Raw genomic sequence first — 23,325 nt, 5'->3', positions numbered from 1 at the left:
CTCGTCGAATCGGCCGAACGCGGAAAGCACCCCGTTGGTATCGTATTCAACCAATCGCCTGCGGGGGGCGACTCCGTAGATGTCGTAGAGCGTCTCGATGCGAGTTGCGTTCTCGGAGAATCGATGGGCGAGGTCGAGGGTCGTCGTCGGTCCGTGAGCGGGAATCGTCGGCCTTGGCATGCCGACCGGATCAACCGCCCACTCCGCCCGTGGTCCTGCGGCACGCCCACCGGCCGCGGACGCCGCTGCGAGACTCGCCGGGAGCACCGCCGAGGCTCCCGACGTAGCGCCGAACCCCAGTTTCCGCCCTTCCGCCCGGGCCAGCGCGCTCTTCATATCCAGGTCGAGTCCACCGATCGCGACGCTGTAGACCCGAATCCCCTCGCCGGCGCGGACCCGTGGCGCAACACGCTCACGGACATCGTCGCCGGGAGTACCGATCACGGTTTTATGCATTCGCAAACGCTCGGCGCCGAACGCGAGCTGGTCGGCGGCGCTGGCCGACAACAGGCTGCGATCCCTGCCTTCGATCGTCGCCATGAACTGCCTGGACTCCGGTTGATCCGGATCCAGAGCCGCGATCGCCCGTTCAAGGCGTGCATGGGCCGGACCGGGACGATCAGTGGGGTTCAGTCGATCGAGGGCCTCTCCGAATGGAACACGATCGAACACATCCACAGCAACCTTCGAACCGGCGGCCGGGAGTGCCGTGAACGTCAACAACTGTGGGTAGGTGCGTGGCGTGGACATGCCCGGAAGCTCGGCGTTGAGCAGGACGTCGAGATCGGGAATCGTGAGCCCCTCGAGTTGCGCCTGACGCAACCACGTGAACAACGAGAGGAGACGTACGACCTGATCCAGATCGCGGAGTTCGGGAAACACCTGTGCGAGACGGTCGTAGTCCGCGTTGATGCCGCCGACGGTTGCGGCGGTCCATGGTGGAACGCCTCCCCCTCCGCCATCTCCAACCCTCTCCGACGCGGCGGCCATTCGCGGGCGCCGCATGGCGAGCACGTCCCCCTCTGCGGCAACCGTCAGGTCGACGGTATCCGGATAGAACCAGAGACGGGTCTGTTGCGCGCCGACGCTGGCGGAATCGGCATCTGCCGAGAACCGTTCGATGTGAGTCTGGAACCCATCCACCACACGACGCACGGACTCACGAAGATCGTCGCCCTCTCGAATTCCAAGTCCCAGACTGAAGGTCTTGAATCGAATATCGCAGAGGAGACTGACCCAGCCGAGACGCGTATCCCGCAGGCGGCCACCGTAGTTGACCAGCGCCGCCTGGGGAGAGAAACCGCGATCGAGACTCATGTAGGGCTCGGCGAGTCCGCCATGAAAGATCGCGCGATAGGCGACCGCGAGATCCGCAAGGGTGAGCGGTGTTCCCAGCATGGTCGCGCGCTCTGCCGTCTGGCTGCCGAACAGCCGCAGGCCTCCATCCGGCTCCAGCCGCGCACCCTCGAGCTGCAGGCCGCTCGCAAGGAACCGTTCCAACTCGGTCAGGCCCAGGGGCGGGCGCCGACCGTCCGGCGCCACAGCCGCAACCGTCGTCGCAAACGGCTCGCGCCCGAGGACGAATTGCGATCGTTCGGGGGAGTGACGGTAGACGTAACTACTTACCTGCAGTTCGACGGGCGAATCTCCACCCAACCGACGCTGTTCGGCGGCAGCGATGTGCCGAACGATGGGCCATGCCTTGCGATAGGCGGCCTCCGCCTCGATCGAACTCGACTCTTGCGGCGCGCCCCGGCCCGGGTAACGCGTTTCGCCGTTGTCCGCCGGCAGAACCAGACGCAGCCGACCCGAGCCGTTACTCTCCACCACGAGTTGACGCGAGCGCAGGAGTTCGACCCACGCCGGCTGTCGTTCGCCCGGCAGCCACAGAGAGCCCAACTCCACCCAGCCGATTGCTGACCCGCGTTGCGGATCGAGAGAGTCCAGGGTGTCGGACAGAATAAAAGCGTAGGGCTCGAGTAGCCGATCCAGGAGGACGTGCCTGAGTCGGTCCCCGGGACGCTCCCCCGCCGCGGGAAGGGGTCGGCCCTGCAACTTGGCGAGGAGATCCTCGACCGACTCCCCCGAGTGACTCAACTGACGAGAGTCAACCAGTGCCGAGTAATCGATGGGTATCCAGTCGGGACGATCCTGGGCGACCGTCGACGACGCTGCCATCGTCATCAGGCAGACGAGCAGGAAGCGGAGAGCTCGCGACGTCACGATTTCTTGTCCAGTTCGGTCTGACGCCAGAACTGGATCAGACCCCAGAAATGCTCATCGAAACGATCGTGCTCGTTCTCGGGAAACAACGCCTCGACTTTTTCCCGAACGGCGTTACGAGCGACGTCGGTCTGGAAGAAATCCAGCGCGACCTCATCGAAATGGGGCAGGTGCTCCCCACAGAAGTCCTCGAAACGCTTCGTATCAAGACGCTCCTCGGCGATGGCGGCATAGCGGCGGACCCGTTCTCTGTACGGAAGGTCTTCTTGTCGGATCTTCTCGAAAGGCGCCCAGTCCAGGTTCTGGTGCATCTTGCGATTCGTTGCGGCGCAGTACAGCGCCCAGCGAACCTGCGCCATCACCACCCAGGGGAAGTGGTAGTGCAGTGAGGTCACCTGCGAGTCCGGACAGGGGTTGGCGAAATCGATCGGGTAGAAGACATCTTCCTGTCTGAGACACTCGCACGAATTGAAGTCCCAGCCGAAGTAGGAATTGATCGTCAGCGTGATATCACGCAAGAGCGAATGCTCCTCGGAGGTCACGACATCGAAGTCGACCTTGTAGCGGTCGTGAAGCGGCGCAGCGGGGTCGTAGCGGATCACGCGGGTCTGCGGACCGATACCCACGATTCGGACAAAGAGATCGAACGGATCCACGGCCGACTGCAGGTGCATGACCCGGGTGCCGCTCTCCTCGTAGGCATCCTTCAACTTCTCGGCGTTATCGATCCGACTGACACCGACCCACGCGCCACCGTCATACGGCTTCATGAACATCGGGTATTCGAGCTTGGTACCGATCTCGTCCAGATCGAAGAGACGTGCGTAGTTCTTGAGTGTGGGTTCGAGATCGTCGGAAGGGAGGTGTTCTTTGGGGGGCACCAGCCAGGTTCTCGGAACCGGGAGGCCGAGATGCATCATCGCCGCGTAGGTCGTCGCCTTCTCCATCGACTGCACGGACCACGGATTGTTGAAGACGTACAGGTCGTCCATGATGATCGACTTCTTGATCCACTCGCGACTGGTGTTGAACCAGTGCGTCAGCCGGTCGACGACGACGGAATAGTCGCAGGGCTGCTGAAGATCGAACGGTTCGATGGTCACCCGTTCGACCTCGAATCGAAGGCTGTCCTTGCCACTGGGAACCGTCAGGTCGAGACGACGAACGAGTTCCTCGAAGCAGACGGGCCAACAGATGTCCGCCCCGAGCGAAAGGCCGATCTTCTTCGTGATTACCGCCATCGCCTACTCCTTCGGCCCGCAGCCGTCGCAACAATCTACTCGTAAACCATCCATAGTGGGCCGGGAAACAGCCAGGACAATCCCTCCCGCAGATGATCCCGCCAGTTGTCCCAGTTGTGCCCGTCCCTGGACTCACGGTAGCGGAGATCGATCCCGAGAGCCTGAATCCTCGGAACCATCGAACGATTCTCGTAGATCAGCGACTCGTACATCCCACAGGTCATGAACATCCGCTCGCAGGGCCGGCCGGGGTTCTCGCGGAATTCGTTGACAAACTCCACGACGGGATCGAACAGCGGCCCCCGAAGATGCTCGCCGATATCCGTGAACGCAAACGACCCCGACTGGAGAAGAAGCTTGCCGAACGCTCCGGGGTAGCGCCAGGCCGTCGAGAGCGCAGCGACCGCTCCGAAGCTGGCGCCGACCAGCGCGCGGGTGGACGGGTCCGGGTCGATCGGGAACCGATGCTCGAGCTGTGGGAGCAGCTCTTCAACGACGAAGCGGGCATGCCGCGGGTCCGCCGCGTACTCGTTCAGTCGATCGCGAGATTGGATCAAGACGGCGATGACCGGCGGAATCTCCAGTCGATGGATCAGGTTGTCCAGCACGGTCTTCATTGCTGCGAATCGGACATACTCGGGGCCGTCGTGAACCACGAGCAAAGGGTATCGACGTCGTTTTCGAAAACGCGGTGGCAGGTAGACCTGTGCACGTTGCATCCGACCCAGGGCCTCGCTGCGAAACTGCGCCGTCCGCACGATCCCCGGTCGCGCCTCGGGGTCCGGATGGACCCAGTCGGGAACGACGTAGCCATGGGCCTGGCAGACGGAGTTTGCGCCGAAGGGGTCCCGCGCGAGGCTGGGGTTGTAGGGATCCAACATCAACGTGTGGTCGTCACCCTGGACCCGCTCGATCTTGTATTCGAATCGTGATCCCGCGGGGATGTCCAACGTCAGATGCCAGAGACCGGTGTCATGAATCTGTTCGAACGGCTGGCTTGACGGAAGTCCGAAGATCCAGTTTCGCAACAAGACCGCGTCCGCCGCTCCGAAGAACAGGAAAGTGACCGAGTTTTCGTCGGCGTGCGGGATGGTCTCGCGTTCGATGAACCGCCCGATCGACTCGCGTGTGAGGTCCCCTGCGTCGACGAATTCCTTCAACCACAGAGACTTCATGACCCGACCTCGCGGAGATCGCCCTCGGGGTGGAGGATCCTCGCTCCGGACACGACATTCCAGCCGCCGTTCTCACGATCCACCCGACCGCCGTCGTCGAACGCCACGGAGAGATCGGGTGTAAACCGTCTAGCGAACAGACCGACGCGAACGGGATCGTCGAGACGAAGACGTCGAGCGGCGTGCGGAAGGGGGACGAGCCCACCGTAGATCCCGAGGCCCTGATCGAACACCTCGGGATTGCCGGGGCCCTGGGGCGGGTGATCGTGAAAGAGGACGATTCGTGCGCCGAGGGCCATGGCCCCCGCGGACCAGGCGAGGATCGTATGCTGCTTCAACGTATCCTTCGGGATGAGGAGACGCATCCTCGTCAACAAGACGGCAACGTGACCGCCCGCGATTCCCAGCGCCGCGCAGTCACGCAACGCGCGTCGGATCTCTCGTCGATGTCGCGCCACTTCCGGACGATCGCCGGGGTTCCAGCGACTCTCGAACTCGTCATGCACCTCCGTCAAAGCGACGAGGTGCTGACGATCGAGTTCACGCACCGCGTGGATCGCCGCTCGCTGATGGAAACGGTGCGCGTCGGATTGCGGGGTCTCCTGCAACTCCCGCGCAGCGTCGAGCCCGTGATTCAAACGCTGACGGTAGTAGCGTTGCAATTCACGGAGTTGGGCCTGGCGTTCTTGAAGCGCCGTTGCCAGCTCCGGGTCCCGGCGAAGCACCCGCTCTGTGCGGGCGTAGAGCCTCAGGTTCACAACCTCGCGGCCGACGTGCTCACGCAGTTCGTCGACTTCGGACTCTCGCTCCTGCCAACCCGCCGAGATGAGGGCGAGGGCCCCCTCGCCATCGAGAGCATCGAGTGCTGGGCCCACCGTGGGTTGGAACCGCTGGGGACCAAGAAGGCTTAACGCGGGCATGAGGCAAAAAGCCTAGCAGGCGTCAGGTGGATTGCGCACTCCCCATGGAAACTCGGCCGCGAGACCGTCGGTTCCGGGAGGGAATGGCCGACGGCCTCGCGGCCTGCCTTGGGGACGTTGGATGGACCCGTGCCCGGGATCCTTGCAGATCAGTCTCGGGCCGCGGCCAGATAGATCTCCTCGGTCGTCACACGTGGAGTCGCCGGAACCGGCCGGCTCTTGCGACGCGGCGGTGCCGGTCGGAAGGTGTCCATGCCGTCTCCGCCGGGGACGGCGAACGCTGTGAGGTGGAGTCGGCCCAGAATGTCGCGGGAGAAGGTAAAGAACGGGACGAGGGACGTATCCGACTCGCTGCTGCCTCGCTGACTCATCATCGTGGAGACCGCCATGCCGTTCCAGCGAACCGTGTGTCGCGCCAGGGACGGCGAGAAATCGGGCTGGCGGCAAACCGAGAGCCGACCGGCGTTCACCGATGCGCCGCCGGGAAGTACGGTGGCCGATGGAAGATCGACGTGGCTGCACGCGGCCGACGCCGTCGGGATGCCGGCGACGAGGGCCAGCGTCAGGACGACGAAGAGATTCCTGTAAAAGCTCATCGGGATCGTTCGGTTGCGCATCGTCTACCTCCAGGCGGTTCCGGCCGCGTGTCCCCCACTCCTATCGCAAGATCGGGTCCAGGTGGGGCCGTGAGGCGAAAATTTTTCCTAAGTCCATGAAACAAATGAGGTTAGGCCACCCTGGTCCGTCCGTCCGAGAGATCCCGCCGTCTCATTCCTGAGACTCGATTTGGGGCCGTTTTCCCGATATGGGGCGGCCCGGTGAGCTTTCTCGTCTGCTGAGACGGAAAACCTGGATTGTCTCAGATTCGAGACGCTCCGGGGCCGGGGTATTTCTTTCGGTTTGCCAAGTTTTCGTCCCGATTCCCTGGAAAAATTCGGGGATCGCGGTAAACTACCTAATCCATACTATTTAAGTAGGCTTTAGAATTCACGGCCGAGGTTCGACATGATTCGGATCACCAAGGAGTCGGATTACGCGGTGATGGTGCTGGGCCATCTTGCCGGACACCCGCCCGGCGTGGTCTACACCGCCCGGGAGATCGCCTCCTGGTGCGGTCTGACCGTTCCGATGGTCAGCAAGATCCTGCGCAGCCTGGCAAAAGAGAAGATCCTCACGTCCCATCGCGGCGTCAGCGGTGGCTACGCACTGGAGCGATCCGCCAGCGAGACTTCGGTGGCGGAAGTCGTGCGCGCGATCGAGGGACCGATCAGCATGGTCCAGTGTGGCGCCGAACCCGGCGTCTGCGATCAAGAGGCCCGTTGCCCGACCCGCCCCAACTGGGGTCGAATCAGCGCCGAGATCGAACGGGCCCTCGAGGGTGTTCCAATTTCAGAGATGGTGATCCACCGCTCAAACTTAACCCAGGTCGTCGACACCGCACCGACTGAGGACAGCTAACGACATGAAACCGACAACGACCGAGACTGTAGAACGACTGGCCGCACGAGATTACGAGTGGGGCTTCGTGACGGACATCGAGGCGGACTCCTTCCCCCCCGGCCTCAACGAGGACGTCGTCCGCGCCATCTCCGCCAAGAAGAACGAACCCGAGTTCATGCTCGAATGGCGACTCAAGGCCTTCCGTCATTGGAAGACGATGACGGAACCGACCTGGGCTTTTGTTGATTACCCACCGATCGATTACCAGGAGATCGTCTACTTCTCCGCGCCGAAGTCCGCCGAAGACGCACCCAAGAGCCTCGACGACGTGGATCCAGAGCTCCTTCGCACCTACGAGAAGCTCGGCATCCCGCTGGAGGAACGGGCACGCCTGGCCGGTGTCGCCGTTGACGCGGTCTTCGATAGCGTCTCCGTGGCTACGACGTTCAAGGGCAAACTGTCGGAGCTCGGAATCGTGTTCTGCTCGTTCTCCGAAGCCGTCCAGGAACACCCCGAGCTGATCCGGAAGTGGCTCGGCTCCGTGGTCCCTTACACGGACAACTTTTTTGCGGCACTGAACGCGGCGGTTTTCAGCGACGGGTCCTTCGTCTATATCCCCAAGGGCGTCCGCTGCCCGATGGAGCTGTCCACGTATTTCCGAATCAACGCCGCAAACACCGGCCAGTTCGAGCGCACCCTGATCGTCGCCGAGGAAGGCAGTCAGGTCAGCTACCTTGAGGGCTGCACGGCGCCGATGCGCGACGAGAACCAACTCCATGCGGCTGTCGTCGAACTCGTGGCGCTCGACGATGCGCAGATCAAGTATTCGACCGTTCAGAACTGGTACCCGGGTGACAAGAACGGCAAGGGCGGAATCTACAACTTCGTGACCAAACGGGGCATGTGTCAGGGACGCAACTCGAAGATCTCGTGGACCCAGGTAGAGACCGGCTCGGCCATCACCTGGAAGTATCCCAGCTGCATCCTCAAGGGCGACAACTCCGTTGGAGAGTTCTATTCCGTCGCGTTGACGAACAACTTCCAGCAGGCCGACACCGGCACCAAGATGATTCACATCGGCAAGAACACGAAGAGCACGATCGTCTCGAAGGGCATCTCTGCCGGGCGAGGCAAGAACACCTACCGCGGTCAGGTAAAGATCAACAAGGGAGCGGACTCCGCACGCAATTACTCGCAGTGCGATTCGATGCTGATCGGCGATCGCTGCAGCGCCCACACGTTCCCTTACATCGATGTCGCAAACCCGACCGCGACGATGGAGCACGAGGCAACCACGTCGAAGATCGGCGAGGACCAGATCTTCTACTGCCAGCAACGCGGCATCTCCGCCGAGGACGCCGTCTCGATGATTGTTAATGGATTTTGCAAGGAGGTCTTTCGCGAACTACCAATGGAGTTCGCGGTCGAGGCTCAGAAACTACTCGAAGTCAGTCTTGAGGGCAGCGTCGGATAACGACCGCGCCCGATGAGGAAATCATGCTAGAGATTCGGAACCTGCACGCGCGGGTTGATGGCGAGAATGTCGAGATTTTGCGTGGCATCGATCTGACCGTCGGTCAGGGCGAGGTTCATGCGGTCATGGGGCCCAACGGCTCCGGCAAGAGCACACTGGCCGGCGTCCTGGCCGGACGCGAGACGTACGAGGTCACCGACGGGAGCGTCACGTTGGACGGGACCGACCTCCTGGAACTGAGTCCCGAAGAACGAGCCTGCGCGGGCGTGTTCATGGCGTTCCAGTACCCACTGGAGATCGCCGGCGTCAGCACCGTCCAGTTCATGAAGACCGCAGTCAATTCGATCCGCAAGCATCGCGGCGAAGGAGAGCTTGACGCCATCGATTTCATGGCACTCGCCCGCGAGAAACTGCAGCTTGTCGAGATGGACGAGAAGTTCCTCAAGCGTTCGGTGAACTCCGGATTCTCCGGTGGCGAGAAGAAGCGTAACGAAATTTTTCAGATGAGCGTCCTCGAACCCAAACTCGCCGTCCTTGACGAAACGGACTCGGGTCTCGATATCGACGCCCTCAAGATCGTGGCGGAGGGTGTCAACAAGTTGCGCAGCCCCGATCGCTCGATGGTCGTGATCACCCATTACCAGCGTCTCCTCGACTACATCGTCCCCGACAAGGTCCACGTCCTCGCGGGTGGACGCATCATCCGATCGGGTGATCGGGGGCTGGCACTTGAACTGGAGGAGAAGGGCTACGGTTGGATCGAGGCGGCATCGTGAGCGACACCATGGATCGTCAATCGGCGGATCGGCTTCTCGAGCGGTTCGATACAAGAAGCCGACGACTGGAGGCCGACGATCCTGAGTGGTTACGCCCCAATCGTGCCGCGGGGCGCTCCAGCTTCTCGGATCTGGGCGTACCGACGACTCGGAACGAGGCGTGGCGCAGCACCAACATCTCTTCGATCGTCAACGAGGAGTTCGTCACCTCCGACTTCCCCGCAGGCTCGCTGAACGATGCAGAGTTCGACGGCGACGCGGGACTGGATTTCGGCGGACCGCGCATCGTGCTGACCCATGGTCGGTTCGACCCCGAGCACTCTCGACTGGACTCGCTGCCGAAGGGGCTCTTCGTCGGCCGCCTCGGCGACGCCCCCGACAAGGTTCGAGATCTGGCGACCCAACACTTTTCCAGCGAACGCGATCGTCAATCGTTCCGAGCCCTCAACGATGCGCTCTTCGATGACGCGGCGTTGATCCACGTGGGCGACGGCTGCTCGATCGCGGAACCCATCGAGATTCAGCACCGCTTGCGTGCGGACTCTGTTCTCCTGAATCAGTGCAGGAACCTCGTCATCGTCGGTGACGGCTGTTCCGTCACCGTGATCGAGCGCTACTTCGGTGCCGGCGAATCGCATTATCTCAATAACTGCGTGACGGATTGGAAGATCGGCGATCGAAGCAACGTCAAACATTACCGGGTCCAACACGAGTCCCCCGTCGGCTACCACATCGCCACGACCGAGAGTGTTCAAGGACGCGACAGTCACCACACGACGCTGCATGTGGATCTCGGCAGCCAGCTCTCCCGCCACGACATTCGAGCGGTCCTGGACGGCGAGGGGGGCTACTGCGACATGGGCGGCCTGTACGTCACACGCGACCGTCAACACGTCGACAACCACACCGTCATTGACCACGCCCGGCCCAATTGCGGTAGCCGTGAGCTGTTCAAGGGCATCCTCGACGACAAGTCTCGAACCGTCTTCAACGGACGCATCATCGTCCGAGAAGATGCCCAGAAGATCGACGCGAAACAGAGCAATCCCAACATCCTGTTGTCCAAGACGGCTCTGGCCCAGACACGACCCCAGTTGGAGATCTACGCGGACGACGTCAAGTGCACGCATGGAGCGACCATCGGCCAACTCGACGACGACGCGATCTTCTACATGCGGAGCCGCGGCATCCCGGTAAGCGAGGCCAGGAGATTGATGCTGGCGTCATTCGCCGGCGAGGTGCTCGACAAGGTCGACATCGAACCCCTTCGCGAGTCCCTCGAGAAGGCGATCGCGGAGCGTCTCCCCGCCGTGGAGCGAAGTGCATGACTCGGCCGGTTCAGGATGCCGTCGATTCCTCCGAGCTGGACACTCGCTCGGTTCGTGCCGACTTCCCCTTGCTCGCCAAACCGGTGCGGGGCAAGCGACGGGTCTATCTGGACAGCGCCGCGACATCGCAGAAGCCGCAGGTCGTCCTTGACGCGGTACGGGAGCACTACGAAGAATCGTGTGCCAATGTTCACCGCGGGATTCACGACCTCAGCACCTCGGCCACGGTGGCCTACGAGTCTGCCCGAGACAAGCTGCAACACTTCGTCGGTGCCGCGTCCCGCGACGAGATCGTCTTCACGAGCGGAACGACGAACGCGGTCAATCTCGTGGCCCACGCGTTCGGTCAGCGCTTCGTTCATGCAGGCGATGAGATCATCGTCACCCGCCTGGAACACCATTCGAACCTGGTCCCGTGGCAGATGCTTTGTAAGCGCGCCGGCGCGAACCTGCGGGTGGTTCCGATCGGTGAGAACGGCGACCTGGAGCTCGACGAGCTGAAGCGGCTACTGTGTGATCGAACACGGCTGGTGGCGCTCTCCCATACATCCAACGCCCTCGGCACCAGAAACCCCCTCGAGACGATCATTCCCCTCTGTCACGACGCCGGCGCCCAGGTGTTCGTCGACGGCGCGCAGGCGATGGTTCACGAACCGGTCGATGTGAAGGCCCTCGACTGCGACTACTTCGCCCTGTCGGGGCACAAGATGCTGGGACCCACCGGCACCGGCGTGCTGTACGGCAAGTACGAGCGACTCCTCGAGCTACCCCCGTTCTTCGGGGGCGGCGAGATGATCCTGTCGGTACAGGCCGGTCACTCGACCTACAAGGATCCGCCTTATCGGTTCGAGGCCGGCACGCCCAATATTGCCGGACTCATCGGACTGGGGGCGGCGGCAGATTACCTCGGCTCGTTGGGACTCGACCGGATCCAACGCCACGACCAGCGGGTCGTCGGCTATGCGGCACAGCGATTGTCCGATCATCCCCATATCCGGATGATCGGCCATCCCCGGGTCCGATCCGGGGTCGTCTCGTTCGAAGTCGACGGGATCCACCCCCATGACGTGGGCCAGATGCTGGACGCCGAAGGGGTCGCCGTTCGGGCGGGCCACCATTGTGCCCAGCCCGTCATGGATTTCTACGGGGTGCCCTCGACGGTCCGCGCCTCGTTTGCCTGCTATAACGATACCGACGATGTCGATCTCCTGATCGAGGCGATCGACTCAGCGATTCGAATGATGGGATGACGGGATGAACGGGTGACGGACTGATGTCGGACCTACGCGAACTCTACCAGGAGACCATCCTCGACCACGGCAAGCGGCCCCGGAACTTCGGGGCGCTCGACGATGCCGATGGAACGGCGGACGGCCACAACCCGCTCTGCGGGGACCGGATCCGTGTCTACGTCAAGAGCGACGGCGACAAGATCCTGTCCGTCAAGTTCGACGGTTGCGGCTGCGCCATCTCGACGGCATCGGCCTCGATGATGAGCGAGGCCCTCCCCGGGATGACCCACGAGCAGGTTCGGACGCTCTTCGATTCGTTCACCGAACTGGTTCGCGGTGGCGACACACCGGTCGAGGCGCTGGGGAAGCTACGCGTGTTCGCCGGAGTGCAGGAGTTTCCAATGCGGGTCAAGTGTGCAACCCTGGCCTGGCATACCCTTCGAGCGGCGCTCAAGGCGGGCGAAGCCCCCGACCAGCCCGTGACGACCGAATAACGAGAACTTCAAGATGACAGAAGCTCAAAATACACGCGCTGCGGAAATCGAGCAGGCGGTCACCGAGATGATCAAGACCTGCTATGACCCGGAGATCCCTGTCGACATCTGGGAACTCGGCCTGATCTATTCGGTCAAGGCCGATGACCAGGACAACGTCGACGTGAAGATGACCCTGACGTCGCCTGCGTGCCCCGTGGCCGGGTCGTTGCCCGGTGAGGTCGAGACGAAGATCCGCAGCCTCGAGCAGGTGAAAGAGGTTCGGGTCGAACTCGTCTGGGATCCTCCGTGGGACAAGGACATGATGTCCGAGGCCGCCAAGGTCACGCTTGGTTTTTTCTGATCCCACACGGGACCGAACTGCCCTCTGGAGCTAGCCCATGAATCTGATCTTCCTCGGCCCCCCGGGTGCAGGAAAAGGCACCCAGTCCAAAAACCTCATCGAACGATTCGACATCCCGCAGATATCCACCGGAGACATCATCCGCGCGGCAATCCGATCCGGCAGCCCGCTGGGAGTCGAGGTCGCCGAGTACGCCAACACGGGCCGGCTGGTCCCCGACGATCTCGTCAACCGCCTCGCCTCCGAGCGTCTCGCCGACGATGACTGTCGCGGCGGGTTCCTGCTCGATGGCTACCCGCGTACGGTGGCTCAGGCCGAGGCGCTCGACGGCGTCCTGCTCGAGCGCGGTGCCCCACTCGATCACGTGCTCCTGCTGGAGGTCGACGACTCGGAGCTTCTGGATCGCATCACCGGACGACGAAGCGATCCCGAGAGTGGCAGGGTCTACCACGTTACCTTCGACCCACCGCCCGAGGACCTCGCGGCCCGCCTGATCCAGCGACCCGATGACACCGCCGAGGTCTTCGGAAAGCGTCTGCGGGAATACCACCAGAAGACGGCGCCGCTGATCCCCTACTACGAGGATCGTGGTCTCCTACGACGGATCGACGGCCGTGGATCGTTAGGGGAAGTCACCGAGCGCGTCACTCACGCCGTCGACTGACTCCCGAGAATCCTGCAGGGTCAAGATCCACGCCTCCGGGTCACACGCGGCACGGATCGGCAAGCCGACGACGCCCATGCCCCGCGAGACGAGCATGCGTGTTCTCGCGCAGCGGAATCGTCCCTCATGGAAGCCCAGCCGACTCTGTCGGACCAGCGGCGGGAATCCTCCAAATCGAATCTGGCCGCCGTGTGTGTGTCCCGCCAGCACTAGATCGACACCGCGCTTGGCCGCCTCGTACATCACATCGGGATGGTGCGTGAGAAGCACAACCGGCCCGGAGGCCTCTCGCAGCGCAGCGGTGAAGTCGGGCCGCCCCATCAGGAGGTCGTCGATACCGGCGAGCGTGATCTTCGCGCCGCATCGCTCGAGTGGGACACTGCGGTTGGTCAGAACATGAATGCCGTCTTCTTCGAGCAGTGACTGTAGATCGCCCACTCGGTCGGCATAGTGATCGTGATTGCCGAGAACGGTAAAACAGTCCGCCGCCGCGGTCAGACGACGGAACGACTCGCGGACGGCGACGTACTCGGCGATCGACGACGTGACGATGTCCCCTGCGATGACGATCAGGTCGGGCTCTCGGGCGAGGAGTCGAGTGACGCAACGGCTCAGCGTCGCAGGACGGAGAAACGGTCCGGCATGGATGTCCGATAGAAACAGGATCTTGAAGCCGTGGAACGCAGACGGCATGCCGTCGATCGTGACCGCCAGATTCCGAACCTGTAGTTGACGCTCCAGGATCGCCGAGTAGGGGCGATCGATTCCCGGCACCCAGGGCAGCAGATAGCGTGCGAGAAAGTGGGAGGCGTCCCGCTCGACTCGACGGAACCACCCCGGTGACGGCAGCTGCGGCAGCGATTCCTCCGCAGACGATGTCGGCGGAGGATAGGGCAGCAGAATCTCATTCGTGTGTCGCATCACACCTAAATATGCTGCGGCGCGCAGATTTTGCCAGTGGCCGCGTTATCGCGACTCGTTACTGGCCCCAACCTTCCAGGTCGCCTCGACCGTCGCCACGTGATGACCGTCTTCGTCATGAAGCCGGCCCTGGACGACCGGCTCCCCGTCGGGCTCCCCGTCGGGCTGCCACGCGGCCTCGGCGATGATCCGCCCGCGGGCCTTGTGGAGATACTGAACCCGAAGTTCGACAAGGATCGCCCGGCGACCGGCGGGCAAGGCGGTCAACAACGCCAGCCCCGTCGCAAACTCGCCGAGGTTGGCCAGCGCGATGGCATGGATCGAGTTCAGATGATTGTGAATTCGCCGCCGGTCGTTCATCGCGACTCTGGCCTGGCCTCGCTCGAGACTCAGGATCCGTGGACGGACCGTACCCGTGTAGGGCACGAATCGCCGGATGGTGCGATGAAAGAGGAATCGTCCCCACGGTATGCGTGTTGCCTTGTTCCACGATGCGAGTATCTCCATGGGCCTACAGTGCCCGCACGCCGCTCCAACGTCAAACGGCGGGAGGGGCACCCTCCCGCCGTCCAACCAACGTTGTCGACTACTGCAAGAGCGAGACCGAGATCGCCTCTTCCTCCGTCGTGTCCGCATCGAGCGCTCCGCCGAGCCGGGCCAGGTTGTCGGCACCGCGACTCGACTCTCCTGCCAGCTCTGCCGAACGACGGTACGCCAACACCGCGGCATCCCGGTTTCCGACTCGCTCGTGGGCCATGCCGAGGTTGTTGTGAACGAAGGACACGCTGGGCAGCAACACGGCAGCCTGTTCGAACTGCACAAGTGCCTGTTCGACTCGGTGTTGCTTGAGGTGGATCAGACCCATCAGGTTGCGGACGTACCCCTGGTCGGAATCCAACGCGAGGCTCTTCTCGAGTTGGATCACCGCCTCGTCGCCCAGACCCTTGTTGGCCAGCGAGCGACCCACCAGGAACAATGCCTCGGCGTTCTCGGGTTCAAGAGCGACGGCGTTTTCGGCGGCGGACAGGGCTTCGTCGAAATTGTTGCGATCATTCTCGACTCGCGACAGGTTGATCCAGGCTTTCGTGTAGGTGGGGTCGGCGACGGTCGCCGCCTCAAGAGACGCCGCGGCATCGTCCGCGCGGCCGGCCTTCCACTGGCTCAGTCCAAGCATGTATCGAGTCCAACGACCGTCGGGTCGAGAATCAACCTCAGCCTCGAAGTAGGCGGCCGCTGCGTCGTATCGACGCTCGTTCCACGCGGCCAGCCCCTCCTTGACGAAGTCGGCGCTAGGATCGATCTGGATCGCTGGCTCGGTCGACAGGACCGACTCTACGATCGAACTCTCGAGAGGCTCGATCAGCGGCTCGGTGACTGCCGGCTCGATGGGTTTGAGGGGGCGGTAATCCACCGGCACGACTTCTGCGGCAGGAGATGTCGTCCCCGCGGCTCGTGTCGTCGGGCGATTCTCTTTCTCGTCGTCCCGTGCGGCCATCCCGCCGACCACCGCGACGCCGAGGGCACCGACAATGACGAGACCGATGACGCTGAGGATCGTCTTCGTGTCGTTTCGAGGTTCCGGCTTTTCTTTCATGGCAGACTCCGTCGCCTCCGAGACCGGTCAGGGAGGCTGTGCAGCTTTCGGAGCCCGGTCGCCCCGTCGATGGCATCGATGCCAATCGCACGCCGACCTATCGCGAAGGCGATGCCAACACGGAGTATTCTGCATAAGTCATTATTGTTCAGTAGTTTATGGCGGACTCGCATCGGTCGCCTGACCCGAGAATTCGTGTCACGGGGGACACGGTTGTGGCGATCGAGCCTCGCTCTACTCGGGCCGCTGGATCTCCAGGACCTTCAACTTCTTGTAGAGATGGGACCGCTCCAGCCCCAGCGTCCGGGCCACCTCACTCATCCGCCATCCGGACTGTTCGAGGGCGGACAGCACCAGACGCCGCTCGACCTCGTGCATCCGCTCACGAAGCGTCCCCGTCGCGGGCAGCGTCTCCGATGAGGACGATGCGGACCCCAACTGCGCCACGACATCGCTCTCGTGGATCTCACGCCCGCGACTCAGGATCAGCAGTCGCTCGACCAGGTTGCGGAGTTCCCGAACATTGCCGGGAAAGTCGTGACACGCGAGCCGTCTGATCGCATCGTCCGCGATCGATCGTCCTTGTAGATGGTGCTGCTCGGATGCCAACTGCACGAACCGTTCCACGAGTGGAGGGATATCTTCCTTACGCTCACGAAGCGACGGTGCACGCAGCGTGACGACCTGCAGACGATAGTAGAGGTCTCGCCGGAACCTACCCTCCTCCACCGCGCGCTCGAGATCGCAGTTGGTCGCCGCCAGCACGCGAACATCCACCTGGACTTCGCGCTCGCTACCCACCGGCTCAACCTCGCCCGACTCCAGAACTCGCAACAGTTTGGCCTGCAGCTCCACGGGGATCTCCCCGATCTCATCAAGGAACAGCGTTCCGCGATGCGCCCGCTGAAACTTCCCCCTCCGTCGATTCGTGGCCCCGGTGAAGGCTCCACGTTCGTGACCGAAGAGTTCCGATTCGAACAGGTCCCGAGGGACCGCCGCACAGTTGACCCGGATGAACGGCCCCTCGGCGCGGCTCGAATGTCGATGGAGCGCATGAGCGATCAGTTCCTTGCCGGTGCCGTTCTCACCGACGATCAACACGCGAGCTTCGGTCGGGGCCGTCAACTTGATCTGTTCGAACAGCTTGGTCATCACGGGCGCGGCACCGATCATCGAGGTGTCATGCCACTGCTCTTCCCGCAGCTCACGGTTCTCCAATTCCAGTTGCGAGTGGCGTAATGCGTTCCGGGCAACCAGCAAGAGGCGATCGGCATGCGGTGGCTTCTCGATGAAATCGAATGCCCCCAGTCGAACGGCCTCGATCGCGCGATCAATGGTGCCGTGGGCCGACAGGAAGATCACCGGCAGCTCGTGTCCCGCGGCTCGCAAGGCGGTCAGCGCCTCCAGACCGTCCATGCCGGGCATGCGGAGATCCATCACGATCAGGTCGATCCCGCCCTGCTGCAGACGCGGCAACACATCCTTTCCGTCGCCGACGGTCTCCACTCGATAGCCTTCCAGCGAGAAGGTGGTCGTAAGCGTCGAACGGATATTCTTCTCGTCATCGGCGACGAGGATCGTGTGCATCGTCATTCTCCCCGCTCGTTCTTCTTCCTCGGCAATCCGATTCGAACCCGCAGGCCACCCGAGCTTGCCGATTCTAGACGAATCCATCCGTGGTGCTCCGCGACGATCCGTCGGCTGATCGCCAGACCGAGCCCGCTGCCGTCGGCCTTGGTCGTAAAACCCTCGTGAAACACGGCAGCAGGATCCTCGGACTGCAGGCCGGGACCGGAGTCCGCCACCGACAGTTCGTAGCCACCGGAGCGACACACCAGCGTCACGACCAGACGACGGTCCGGCAGGTCGCGCATGGCCTCGACGGCGTTACCCACGATGTTCTTCAACACACGAAGAAGCTGATCCGGGTCCGCCTCGATGGGTGCGTCTTCGGGTAGGTCACGTGCGACGGACAGGCCGTCGTCCGCGTCGTAGAGGTCGAGGGTCTGAGAGACGAGTTCGACGAGATTGGTGTCGCAAAACTGCGGAGCCGGGAGACGGGCAAACTCAGCGAACGACGCGACGAGTCGGTCGAGTTGCTCAACCTCTTCGAGAATCGTCTGAGAGCCTCGCTCGAGTAGATCGTCGAGCTGTTCCGGAGCTCGCTCACGGGCCCTCTGGATGTTCTGGATGGTCAATCGAATGGGGACCAACGGGTTCTTGACCTCGTGAGCCACATGACGCGCGACGTCGCTCCATGCCGAGACACGTTCGGCAAGTCGTGCACGCTCCGTCTGTTCGTCCAGCGTGCGTCGAAGCTCCGAGAACGTGACGGCCAGTTGATCGACTCGGTCCGTCGGTGCCGAGAACGTATAGTCGGCACCCCCGGCACCGATCTCATCGACCACCTGCTGCAGACGAGTCAACGGTTCTCGCTCACGACGGGTCAGAAGCCATGCGATCGGGAAGGCCAGCAACCCGGCGGCGATCGCCCCGATCCACCAGATCCTCCGTGCCTGCCGGGCAGCCGACGAGGGTCGTCGGGGGGCCACGACGATTCGCCAGTTATCGCCGGCGGCGACGGCTGAGCAGGCCGCCGGGTCCAGCGTCGCCTGCCGCACCCGGGGTCCGTCGGCCGTTGCGGAGTACGACCCCGAGCTCAGGATCGTCGCCCCGTTCCCGGCATCCAGCAGCGCCAGCCCGACACCGGCCTGCCCCGAGAGCTGCCGATCGAGATCGTTGCGGTCCCAGTCGACCCGTCCATGCAGGGTGAACTCGTGCCGACCGATCGTGAAGGGCCGGTCGCTGGCGGCAGGCCACGTCCGACCCGGCTCGCTGGTGGTGTCGTGGTCGGTGTCCTCCACGGAGACCGCGAGCGTGCCATCGACACTGACGACCGTCAGACTCCGGAAGGCGGAACCCCGCAGGGATCCAGCCAGCCAGTCCTGGATTCCCGGCTGCTCCGCCGCCAGGAGCCGCTGCATCGAGGGCTCGTCGTTCAGCAACTCATCGACGATGGATCGAAGCCGGCGTTCGTCACGAACGACTTGATCTTGCAACCGGGCACACCAGCGGGCTGTCTCCCCTTCGATGCGGTCATCGAGTTGGGCAGCGACGGTTCGATTCAGCGCCAGTCCACCGGCGCATGCGGCGATCAACACACCGACCCAGAGCGCAAGCAACTTTGAGGCTAGACCCGTCATCGCGGATCGATCTTTAGCGCTTGCAACGATCGCTGCGTCGCACCGCACTCGACGCCCACGGTTATCCCGGCGCGTGTTAAACAATGTCCGTGCGTCACGATCAGCGGCAGGACCCGAGGCTCGAGAGCCGCGTGAAGGGATTGCAGGGCTTGCCCACGCGCGTCCACACCCCGTGCCCGACTGGCGACCTGGAGACGGTTCAGGAGACCCTCGACGCCGGGTGACGCATCGTCACGGTCGATCACGTCCACCCAACGAAGCACCGGATCGTTGTCGAGTACCGGTCGCCAGTCCAGCGTCATCGCCACCCGCGACTCCGTCCCATCGCCTTCTTGCAACTCGAGACGGATACCGGAGGTGGCCAGCCGCTTCACAAGCGACGCTGCGATCGCGCGCGCCAGCGGATCCGCGCTGTCATGGGCCATGCGCAATCTCGGGCGGCTATCCGTGGAAAACGGTCGTCGAGTGGGTGGCTGCGACGCCCTTCGAGGCGACGCATCGTCCAGTCGATCAACTCGGCCGTGACCTGCAAGCAGCCGGGTCGCCAGGCTCTCCCGATCGATGTGGTGTCGGAGCCATTGCCTGAACAGCGGATCTGCCAGCCATCGATGCCCCGCTTCCAATCGAAGGAAGTAGCGACGATCCGCCACGGCAGCGCGTCGGATCTGCAGGTTCACGGGGTCGGTCATCGTCAACAAAAACGGAAGACGTGCGACCTCCGCCTCGCCCAATCGAACCCAGGACTCGGGAGCAAGCTCGCCGGCCGACAGGATCTCGATCGACCGACCGCTCATTCCGGACTTCCTCGATTTCCAGAAATCGCCCGCCAAGGAGACCAGGCGATTTGACGCGGACCCCGCCTGAAACGGAGCCGACTCCGGCCAGAACTCGTCGACGTGCAGTGCGGGATGTGCGAGTCGCTGTCGAAGATCGGGGGTCGCTCGATGGACGCAGATCTCGAGGCCACGCGATGCCGCACGCAACGACCCGCCCCGACTCTCGAACGCGGGCTCCAGAAGCCACGCGACCGTCCGGTCCCCCGCGTCCAACCGGGTGTGCCAGACATCGATCATGCGGGCCGTATCCCGTCGCGCGGCGCGGCGCCCCTCGTCCGTCAGGCCACGCGCATAGCGAAACAGGCGGCATTCGACGGACGGTGATCGGGGCGAGATCGCACGTCCCTCGTCAGCGCGCCATGGGAACCAGAGGGGACGAGATGCATCCGTATCGATGACCACCAGATGAACCGGCTCCCGCGAGTCGTCCTCCGCCAGGAGTGACGACGACGCCAGGAGCATGACCGCCAGGGGGAAAACGGCCAGCCTGGGGAAGGTTCCCGCCATATAGGGCAACTCTACACGGGTGCCACGCACGCGGCAATTCTGCTCCATTCCGAGAAACACGAAACCTTTTCGGATCCTCGACCGTTGTTGAAGTGCCGGCCAACGAAATTAGCCAGCATCGATTCGATCGATGCCCGTCACGGAAGGACAGATCATGAACCACTCGAAACAGCTCAAACACAGACTCTTCATTGGATTAATGGTCAGTATCCTGGCCATCGGCGTCGCCGCCGCCAACGACAGTTGGCTTCACGTCCGCGTGGACGAGAACAACGGTGGCGGCGAGGACGTTCGCATCAATATCCCTCTCGCACTCATCGAGTCGATCCTTCCCGCCATCAACAGCGACGAATTCAGTGGCGGAATCATCCGTCTCGACGACTTCGAGGCGGAAGGCATCGACCTCCGCGAGTTGGTTTCCGCGCTACGCGATGCGCCCGACGCGAATTTCGTTACGGTCAATAGTGACGACGGTGACGTTCGCGTTATGAAGGAAAACGGCTACATCAAGATTCACGCCGATGATGACGGGGACAAGGTACGCGTCAGCCTGCCACTGGATATCGTCGACGCGATGCTTGAAGGTGGAGACAACGAACTGAACATCCTGGCAGCTCTCAAGGCGCTCTCGCGTGGGAATCACGGCGACCTCGTCACCGTCGAGTCCGACGACACGTCCGTACGGGTCTGGGTCGACTCGAACGCGGATCAATAAGCACGAACTCGTCCGGAGAGACCCCCATGTCCAACGGCACCCGCGTATTTCTAATCGTCGCCGGCATCGTCATGCTGGCGACGACCGTTACCGTTGTCGGCGCCGGAGCGGCCGTCTACAACTCCGGATCGATCGAGATCGAGGTTCGCCAGCAACGTGGCGCCGATCTGTCGGTGAGGGTCCCGGCGGCGGTCCTGCGGCTGGTCCTCGCTCTCGTTCCGGACCGAGCGATCAGCGAGGCCCGCGGCGAGTTGCGCAACGAGCTGCCGGCGGACATTCGCGGTCTGGATCGTTCGCTGAGAGAACTGAGAGACGCGCCCGACTTCACGATCGCCGAGATCAACGGGCAAGATCATCACGTCGAGGTTCGCAAGACCGATGGTGAGTTCATCGTGGACGTCACCGATGGACCGGATACCTTCCACGTCTCGGTCCCGGTCGATACGTTCCTCTGGCTCCTGAATCGCGTCGATCGGCCCCGGGAAGGCGTCTAGTTCGCCTCGACTTGCGCCTTCCACCACCGGCCTCATATTTGCCGGTGGAGACCTTGCCATGCGACGACCCCTCACAGCACCCGCCGCGATTCTGTGTTTGCCGCTCCTCGCCGGCGTGCTATGCGCCGAGCCTGTCGAGTCCGGCAGCAAGAACCAACGGCCGATCCTGTCGGCCGCCTCGGAACAACGGGCGGAGGCGGCGATCGAGTGGCGAGCCACACTGGTCGAGGCAAATCTTGCTCTGGCCGGGGGTGCCCACGATCGGGCCGAGGGTCTCCTTGTGAAGCTCCTCGCAAGACCGGACGCCGCACACCCTTCCGGACTGCTGCGTGCACGGGCCTCTGACGAGTTGGCCGATCTGTATCGGATCACGGACCGCCCGGCGTTGGCGATCCCGCACTATCGCAACAGCATCGAATCCCTCAGTCGGTTGCTCGGACCGGACCAGCCACGGGTTGCCGTCTCGCTTCACAACCTGGGAGTCTGTCAGGGGCGCGCCGGGGATCGTGCGGGTGCCCGGAAGTCTCTCGACGCGGCCCTCGAGGTCTGGCGTCGAAACGACGGCGAGCAATCAGAAAACTATGCCAACACCGTGCGAGCCCTCCAACGCTTCGTCGGCGACGACTAGTCCGCCGCCTTTCGAATGACCGGGATGACGTAGGGCGTCATTTCTGCAACGCTAATCGATAGCGACCCTTCCTCCGGCTGCTCCCCATCCCAGCGCACCGCGACCGAATAATGTCGTGGCCCCGTTGACTCGACGGTCACGTCGATCGTCTTCGGTTCTGCAGTGATCTTCAAGGTCGATGGATCCAACTTCCTTCGAACGGTCAGGAGGAGCGGTTCTACGGGACTACCCGGAACGATGGTCAATGCCTCGTGGGATAGATTGACGGGTGGTCGAACGACGACTCCGACAGGGAAGGAGATCTCGGGCTCGCGCGTGAGCCCGGTCTTGAATGTGATCCGTTCGTTGCGCGAGCCGTACTCGACGTCGGCACCGATTCCCAATTCGATGACCCAATCACCGGCACGCCCCGTCGGCATCCCGTCGCCCGCCGGGCGGACCTCGGTGAGTCGGGTCGCCTGGGTCGTGATCCACGGAATAGTCGCCTGCAGATCGCGGATCTCCAGGGATCCCAACTCCGTCGGCTCCTTCTTGACCAGGATGAACGCCTTCTCCATCCCGTTACGAACGTTGCTCATCCTCGCGTTCGCGCCCGGGAGCAGCATCACGCTGTACTTGACGTCGGCACGCACGATCAAGCTGATCCTTGCGGCTTCGGGATCGTTGGTGTCGACACCGATGCTGCGGGCGATCGGCCCTTGAAGGGTCTCGGTGTGTACGGTTACGCGGATCTCCCCGCTCTCGCCCGGGGCGATCGATGCGTCGTAGTCGGCCAACGTGCAGCCACAGGCCGGCTTCACGCGATGGATGAGGAGTGGCTGGTCCCCGCGGTTATGGAGGGTGAAGGTCCCGTCGCGAGACTCGCCCCTCGTGATCTCCCCCAGGTCGATCTCTCGGGCCTCAAATTCGAGCAGCGGTCCCGCCAGCAGGCCGCTGACGGCCATCCACGAGAAGACGAGCAGGGCCGTAACTCCCCGGAGAATACCGGGTGGGCGAACGGCGAAAGTGGACCCTATATTTAGTCGCATGGACGAAGTCTCCGGGGCCGCGGTGGCCTGGCATGCATACGATCATACGGTGTGGTCTGCCCGGTGCCCACTCGACGGGAGTGGTGTAT

The 23,325-nt window shown here is 63.0% G+C and carries 23 protein-coding genes; 11 read left to right on the top strand and 12 right to left on the bottom strand.

Features of this window, described 5'->3' with window-relative positions; translation table 11 throughout:
- From OES25_13200 to OES25_13180, 5 genes are all read right to left on the bottom strand, one after another.
- A partial coding sequence (locus OES25_13200) for a hypothetical protein (protein MDH3628596.1) occupies window positions 1–2,223 on the bottom strand: 2,223 nt, incomplete at its 3' end.
- Window positions 2,220–3,464, bottom strand: coding sequence for a hypothetical protein (locus OES25_13195; GenBank protein ID MDH3628595.1), 1,245 nt, complete (start codon window positions 3,462–3,464; stop codon window positions 2,220–2,222). The genes OES25_13200 and OES25_13195, both read right to left, overlap by 4 nt.
- Window positions 3,465–3,499: 35 nt before the next feature.
- The gene (locus OES25_13190; protein MDH3628594.1) at window positions 3,500–4,639 is read right to left on the bottom strand and encodes an alpha/beta hydrolase-fold protein; all 1,140 of its coding nucleotides are present in this window, start codon (window positions 4,637–4,639) and stop codon (window positions 3,500–3,502) included.
- The gene (locus tag OES25_13185; protein MDH3628593.1) at window positions 4,636–5,559 is read right to left on the bottom strand and encodes a hypothetical protein; all 924 of its coding nucleotides are present in this window, start codon (window positions 5,557–5,559) and stop codon (window positions 4,636–4,638) included. The genes OES25_13190 and OES25_13185 overlap by 4 nt, the downstream gene beginning before the upstream one ends.
- 149 nt (window positions 5,560–5,708) lie before the next feature.
- Window positions 5,709–6,176: a hypothetical protein gene (locus tag OES25_13180; protein MDH3628592.1), complete on the bottom strand. Its 468-nt coding sequence runs from the start codon at window positions 6,174–6,176 to the stop codon at window positions 5,709–5,711.
- Between the two features lie 388 nt (window positions 6,177–6,564).
- On the opposite strand from OES25_13180, the gene OES25_13175 reads away from it, so the two are divergent.
- The 8 genes from OES25_13175 to OES25_13140 are packed head-to-tail and all read left to right on the top strand — an operon-like array spanning window position 6,565 to window position 13,310.
- Window positions 6,565–7,017 carry an SUF system Fe-S cluster assembly regulator gene (locus OES25_13175; protein ID MDH3628591.1) on the top strand — a complete coding sequence of 151 codons (453 nt, stop codon included), beginning with the start codon at window positions 6,565–6,567 and terminating at the stop codon, window positions 7,015–7,017.
- A 4-nt stretch (window positions 7,018–7,021) separates the two neighbouring features.
- Window positions 7,022–8,473: a Fe-S cluster assembly protein SufB gene (sufB, locus tag OES25_13170; protein MDH3628590.1), complete on the top strand. Its 1,452-nt coding sequence runs from the start codon at window positions 7,022–7,024 to the stop codon at window positions 8,471–8,473.
- Window positions 8,474–8,496: 23 nt separating this feature from the next.
- The gene (gene sufC, locus OES25_13165) at window positions 8,497–9,249 is read left to right on the top strand and encodes a Fe-S cluster assembly ATPase SufC (GenBank protein MDH3628589.1); all 753 of its coding nucleotides are present in this window, start codon (window positions 8,497–8,499) and stop codon (window positions 9,247–9,249) included.
- On the top strand, window positions 9,246–10,577 hold the full coding sequence (gene sufD / locus OES25_13160) for a Fe-S cluster assembly protein SufD (GenBank protein ID MDH3628588.1): 1,332 nt from the start codon (window positions 9,246–9,248) through the stop codon (window positions 10,575–10,577). Before sufC ends, sufD begins: the two co-directional genes overlap by 4 nt.
- Entirely contained in the window at window positions 10,574–11,827 is a 1,254-nt protein-coding gene (locus OES25_13155) for a cysteine desulfurase (GenBank protein MDH3628587.1), read from the top strand. Before sufD ends, OES25_13155 begins: the two co-directional genes overlap by 4 nt.
- Window positions 11,828–11,850: 23 nt before the next feature.
- The gene (locus tag OES25_13150) at window positions 11,851–12,303 is read left to right on the top strand and encodes an SUF system NifU family Fe-S cluster assembly protein (GenBank protein MDH3628586.1); all 453 of its coding nucleotides are present in this window, start codon (window positions 11,851–11,853) and stop codon (window positions 12,301–12,303) included.
- A 13-nt stretch (window positions 12,304–12,316) separates the two neighbouring features.
- Window positions 12,317–12,646 carry a DUF59 domain-containing protein gene (locus OES25_13145; protein MDH3628585.1) on the top strand — a complete coding sequence of 110 codons (330 nt, stop codon included), beginning with the start codon at window positions 12,317–12,319 and terminating at the stop codon, window positions 12,644–12,646.
- Window positions 12,647–12,683: 37 nt separating this feature from the next.
- Window positions 12,684–13,310, top strand: a complete 627-nt coding sequence (locus OES25_13140) for an adenylate kinase (protein ID MDH3628584.1) — start codon at window positions 12,684–12,686, stop codon at window positions 13,308–13,310.
- Here OES25_13140 and OES25_13135 read toward each other — a convergent pair.
- From OES25_13135 to OES25_13110, 6 genes are all read right to left on the bottom strand, one after another.
- A complete protein-coding gene (locus OES25_13135) occupies window positions 13,269–14,231 on the bottom strand; it encodes a metallophosphoesterase (protein ID MDH3628583.1) in 963 nt (320 codons plus the stop codon). The genes OES25_13140 and OES25_13135 overlap by 42 nt on opposite strands.
- Window positions 14,232–14,276: 45 nt before the next feature.
- Complete coding sequence (locus tag OES25_13130; GenBank protein ID MDH3628582.1) at window positions 14,277–14,738, bottom strand: DUF4442 domain-containing protein; 462 nt, start codon at window positions 14,736–14,738, stop codon at window positions 14,277–14,279.
- A 79-nt stretch (window positions 14,739–14,817) separates the two neighbouring features.
- A complete protein-coding gene (locus OES25_13125) occupies window positions 14,818–15,825 on the bottom strand; it encodes a tetratricopeptide repeat protein (GenBank protein MDH3628581.1) in 1,008 nt (335 codons plus the stop codon).
- 234 nt (window positions 15,826–16,059) lie between these two features.
- A complete protein-coding gene (locus OES25_13120) occupies window positions 16,060–17,412 on the bottom strand; it encodes a sigma-54 dependent transcriptional regulator (protein ID MDH3628580.1) in 1,353 nt (450 codons plus the stop codon).
- A 2-nt stretch (window positions 17,413–17,414) separates the two neighbouring features.
- Entirely contained in the window at window positions 17,415–19,028 is a 1,614-nt protein-coding gene (locus OES25_13115) for an ATP-binding protein (GenBank protein ID MDH3628579.1), read from the bottom strand.
- A complete protein-coding gene (locus OES25_13110; protein MDH3628578.1) occupies window positions 19,025–20,401 on the bottom strand; it encodes a hypothetical protein in 1,377 nt (458 codons plus the stop codon). The genes OES25_13115 and OES25_13110 overlap by 4 nt, the downstream gene beginning before the upstream one ends.
- 100 nt (window positions 20,402–20,501) lie before the next feature.
- Between OES25_13110 and OES25_13105 the strand changes: the two genes are divergently transcribed.
- The 3 genes from OES25_13105 to OES25_13095 are packed head-to-tail and all read left to right on the top strand — an operon-like array spanning window position 20,502 to window position 22,208.
- A complete protein-coding gene (locus tag OES25_13105; protein MDH3628577.1) occupies window positions 20,502–21,086 on the top strand; it encodes a hypothetical protein in 585 nt (194 codons plus the stop codon).
- A gap of 26 nt (window positions 21,087–21,112) precedes the next feature.
- Window positions 21,113–21,580, top strand: a complete 468-nt coding sequence (locus OES25_13100; GenBank protein ID MDH3628576.1) for a hypothetical protein — start codon at window positions 21,113–21,115, stop codon at window positions 21,578–21,580.
- Between the two features lie 58 nt (window positions 21,581–21,638).
- Window positions 21,639–22,208, top strand: a complete 570-nt coding sequence (locus tag OES25_13095) for a tetratricopeptide repeat protein (GenBank protein MDH3628575.1) — start codon at window positions 21,639–21,641, stop codon at window positions 22,206–22,208.
- Here OES25_13095 and OES25_13090 read toward each other — a convergent pair.
- Window positions 22,205–23,236, bottom strand: a complete 1,032-nt coding sequence (locus OES25_13090; GenBank protein MDH3628574.1) for a DUF1573 domain-containing protein — start codon at window positions 23,234–23,236, stop codon at window positions 22,205–22,207. The two genes, OES25_13095 and OES25_13090, sit on opposite strands and share 4 nt — an antisense overlap.
- Window positions 23,237–23,325: the final 89 nt, after the last annotated feature.

The organism is Acidobacteriota bacterium (assembly GCA_029861955.1).
Classification (GTDB): Bacteria; Acidobacteriota; Polarisedimenticolia; order Polarisedimenticolales; family Polarisedimenticolaceae; genus JAOTYK01.
Note: the sequence above shows the minus strand (reverse complement) of the source record. Positions and strands in the feature narration are given on the sequence as shown.

Bases quoted from the DNA above. Each gene is read 5' to 3' on its own strand.
- OES25_13195 (MDH3628595.1), bottom strand. From the start codon at position 3,464: ATGGCGGTAATCACGAAGAAGATCGGCCTTTCGCTCGGGGCGGACATC.
- OES25_13190 (MDH3628594.1), bottom strand. From the start codon at position 4,639: ATGAAGTCTCTGTGGTTGAAGGAATTCGTCGACGCAGGGGACCTCACA.
- OES25_13185 (MDH3628593.1), bottom strand. From the start codon at position 5,559: ATGCCCGCGTTAAGCCTTCTTGGTCCCCAGCGGTTCCAACCCACGGTG.
- OES25_13180 (MDH3628592.1), bottom strand. From the start codon at position 6,176: ATGCGCAACCGAACGATCCCGATGAGCTTTTACAGGAATCTCTTCGTC.
- OES25_13175 (MDH3628591.1), top strand. From the start codon at position 6,565: ATGATTCGGATCACCAAGGAGTCGGATTACGCGGTGATGGTGCTGGGC.
- sufB (MDH3628590.1), top strand. From the start codon at position 7,022: ATGAAACCGACAACGACCGAGACTGTAGAACGACTGGCCGCACGAGAT.
- sufC (MDH3628589.1), top strand. From the start codon at position 8,497: ATGCTAGAGATTCGGAACCTGCACGCGCGGGTTGATGGCGAGAATGTC.
- OES25_13155 (MDH3628587.1), top strand. From the start codon at position 10,574: ATGACTCGGCCGGTTCAGGATGCCGTCGATTCCTCCGAGCTGGACACT.
- OES25_13150 (MDH3628586.1), top strand. From the start codon at position 11,851: ATGTCGGACCTACGCGAACTCTACCAGGAGACCATCCTCGACCACGGC.
- OES25_13145 (MDH3628585.1), top strand. From the start codon at position 12,317: ATGACAGAAGCTCAAAATACACGCGCTGCGGAAATCGAGCAGGCGGTC.
- OES25_13140 (MDH3628584.1), top strand. From the start codon at position 12,684: ATGAATCTGATCTTCCTCGGCCCCCCGGGTGCAGGAAAAGGCACCCAG.
- OES25_13135 (MDH3628583.1), bottom strand. From the start codon at position 14,231: ATGCGACACACGAATGAGATTCTGCTGCCCTATCCTCCGCCGACATCG.
- OES25_13130 (MDH3628582.1), bottom strand. From the start codon at position 14,738: ATGGAGATACTCGCATCGTGGAACAAGGCAACACGCATACCGTGGGGA.
- OES25_13125 (MDH3628581.1), bottom strand. From the start codon at position 15,825: ATGAAAGAAAAGCCGGAACCTCGAAACGACACGAAGACGATCCTCAGC.
- OES25_13120 (MDH3628580.1), bottom strand. From the start codon at position 17,412: ATGCACACGATCCTCGTCGCCGATGACGAGAAGAATATCCGTTCGACG.
- OES25_13115 (MDH3628579.1), bottom strand. From the start codon at position 19,028: ATGACGGGTCTAGCCTCAAAGTTGCTTGCGCTCTGGGTCGGTGTGTTG.
- OES25_13105 (MDH3628577.1), top strand. From the start codon at position 20,502: ATGCCCGTCACGGAAGGACAGATCATGAACCACTCGAAACAGCTCAAA.
- OES25_13100 (MDH3628576.1), top strand. From the start codon at position 21,113: ATGTCCAACGGCACCCGCGTATTTCTAATCGTCGCCGGCATCGTCATG.
- OES25_13095 (MDH3628575.1), top strand. From the start codon at position 21,639: ATGCGACGACCCCTCACAGCACCCGCCGCGATTCTGTGTTTGCCGCTC.
- OES25_13090 (MDH3628574.1), bottom strand. From the start codon at position 23,236: ATGCGACTAAATATAGGGTCCACTTTCGCCGTTCGCCCACCCGGTATT.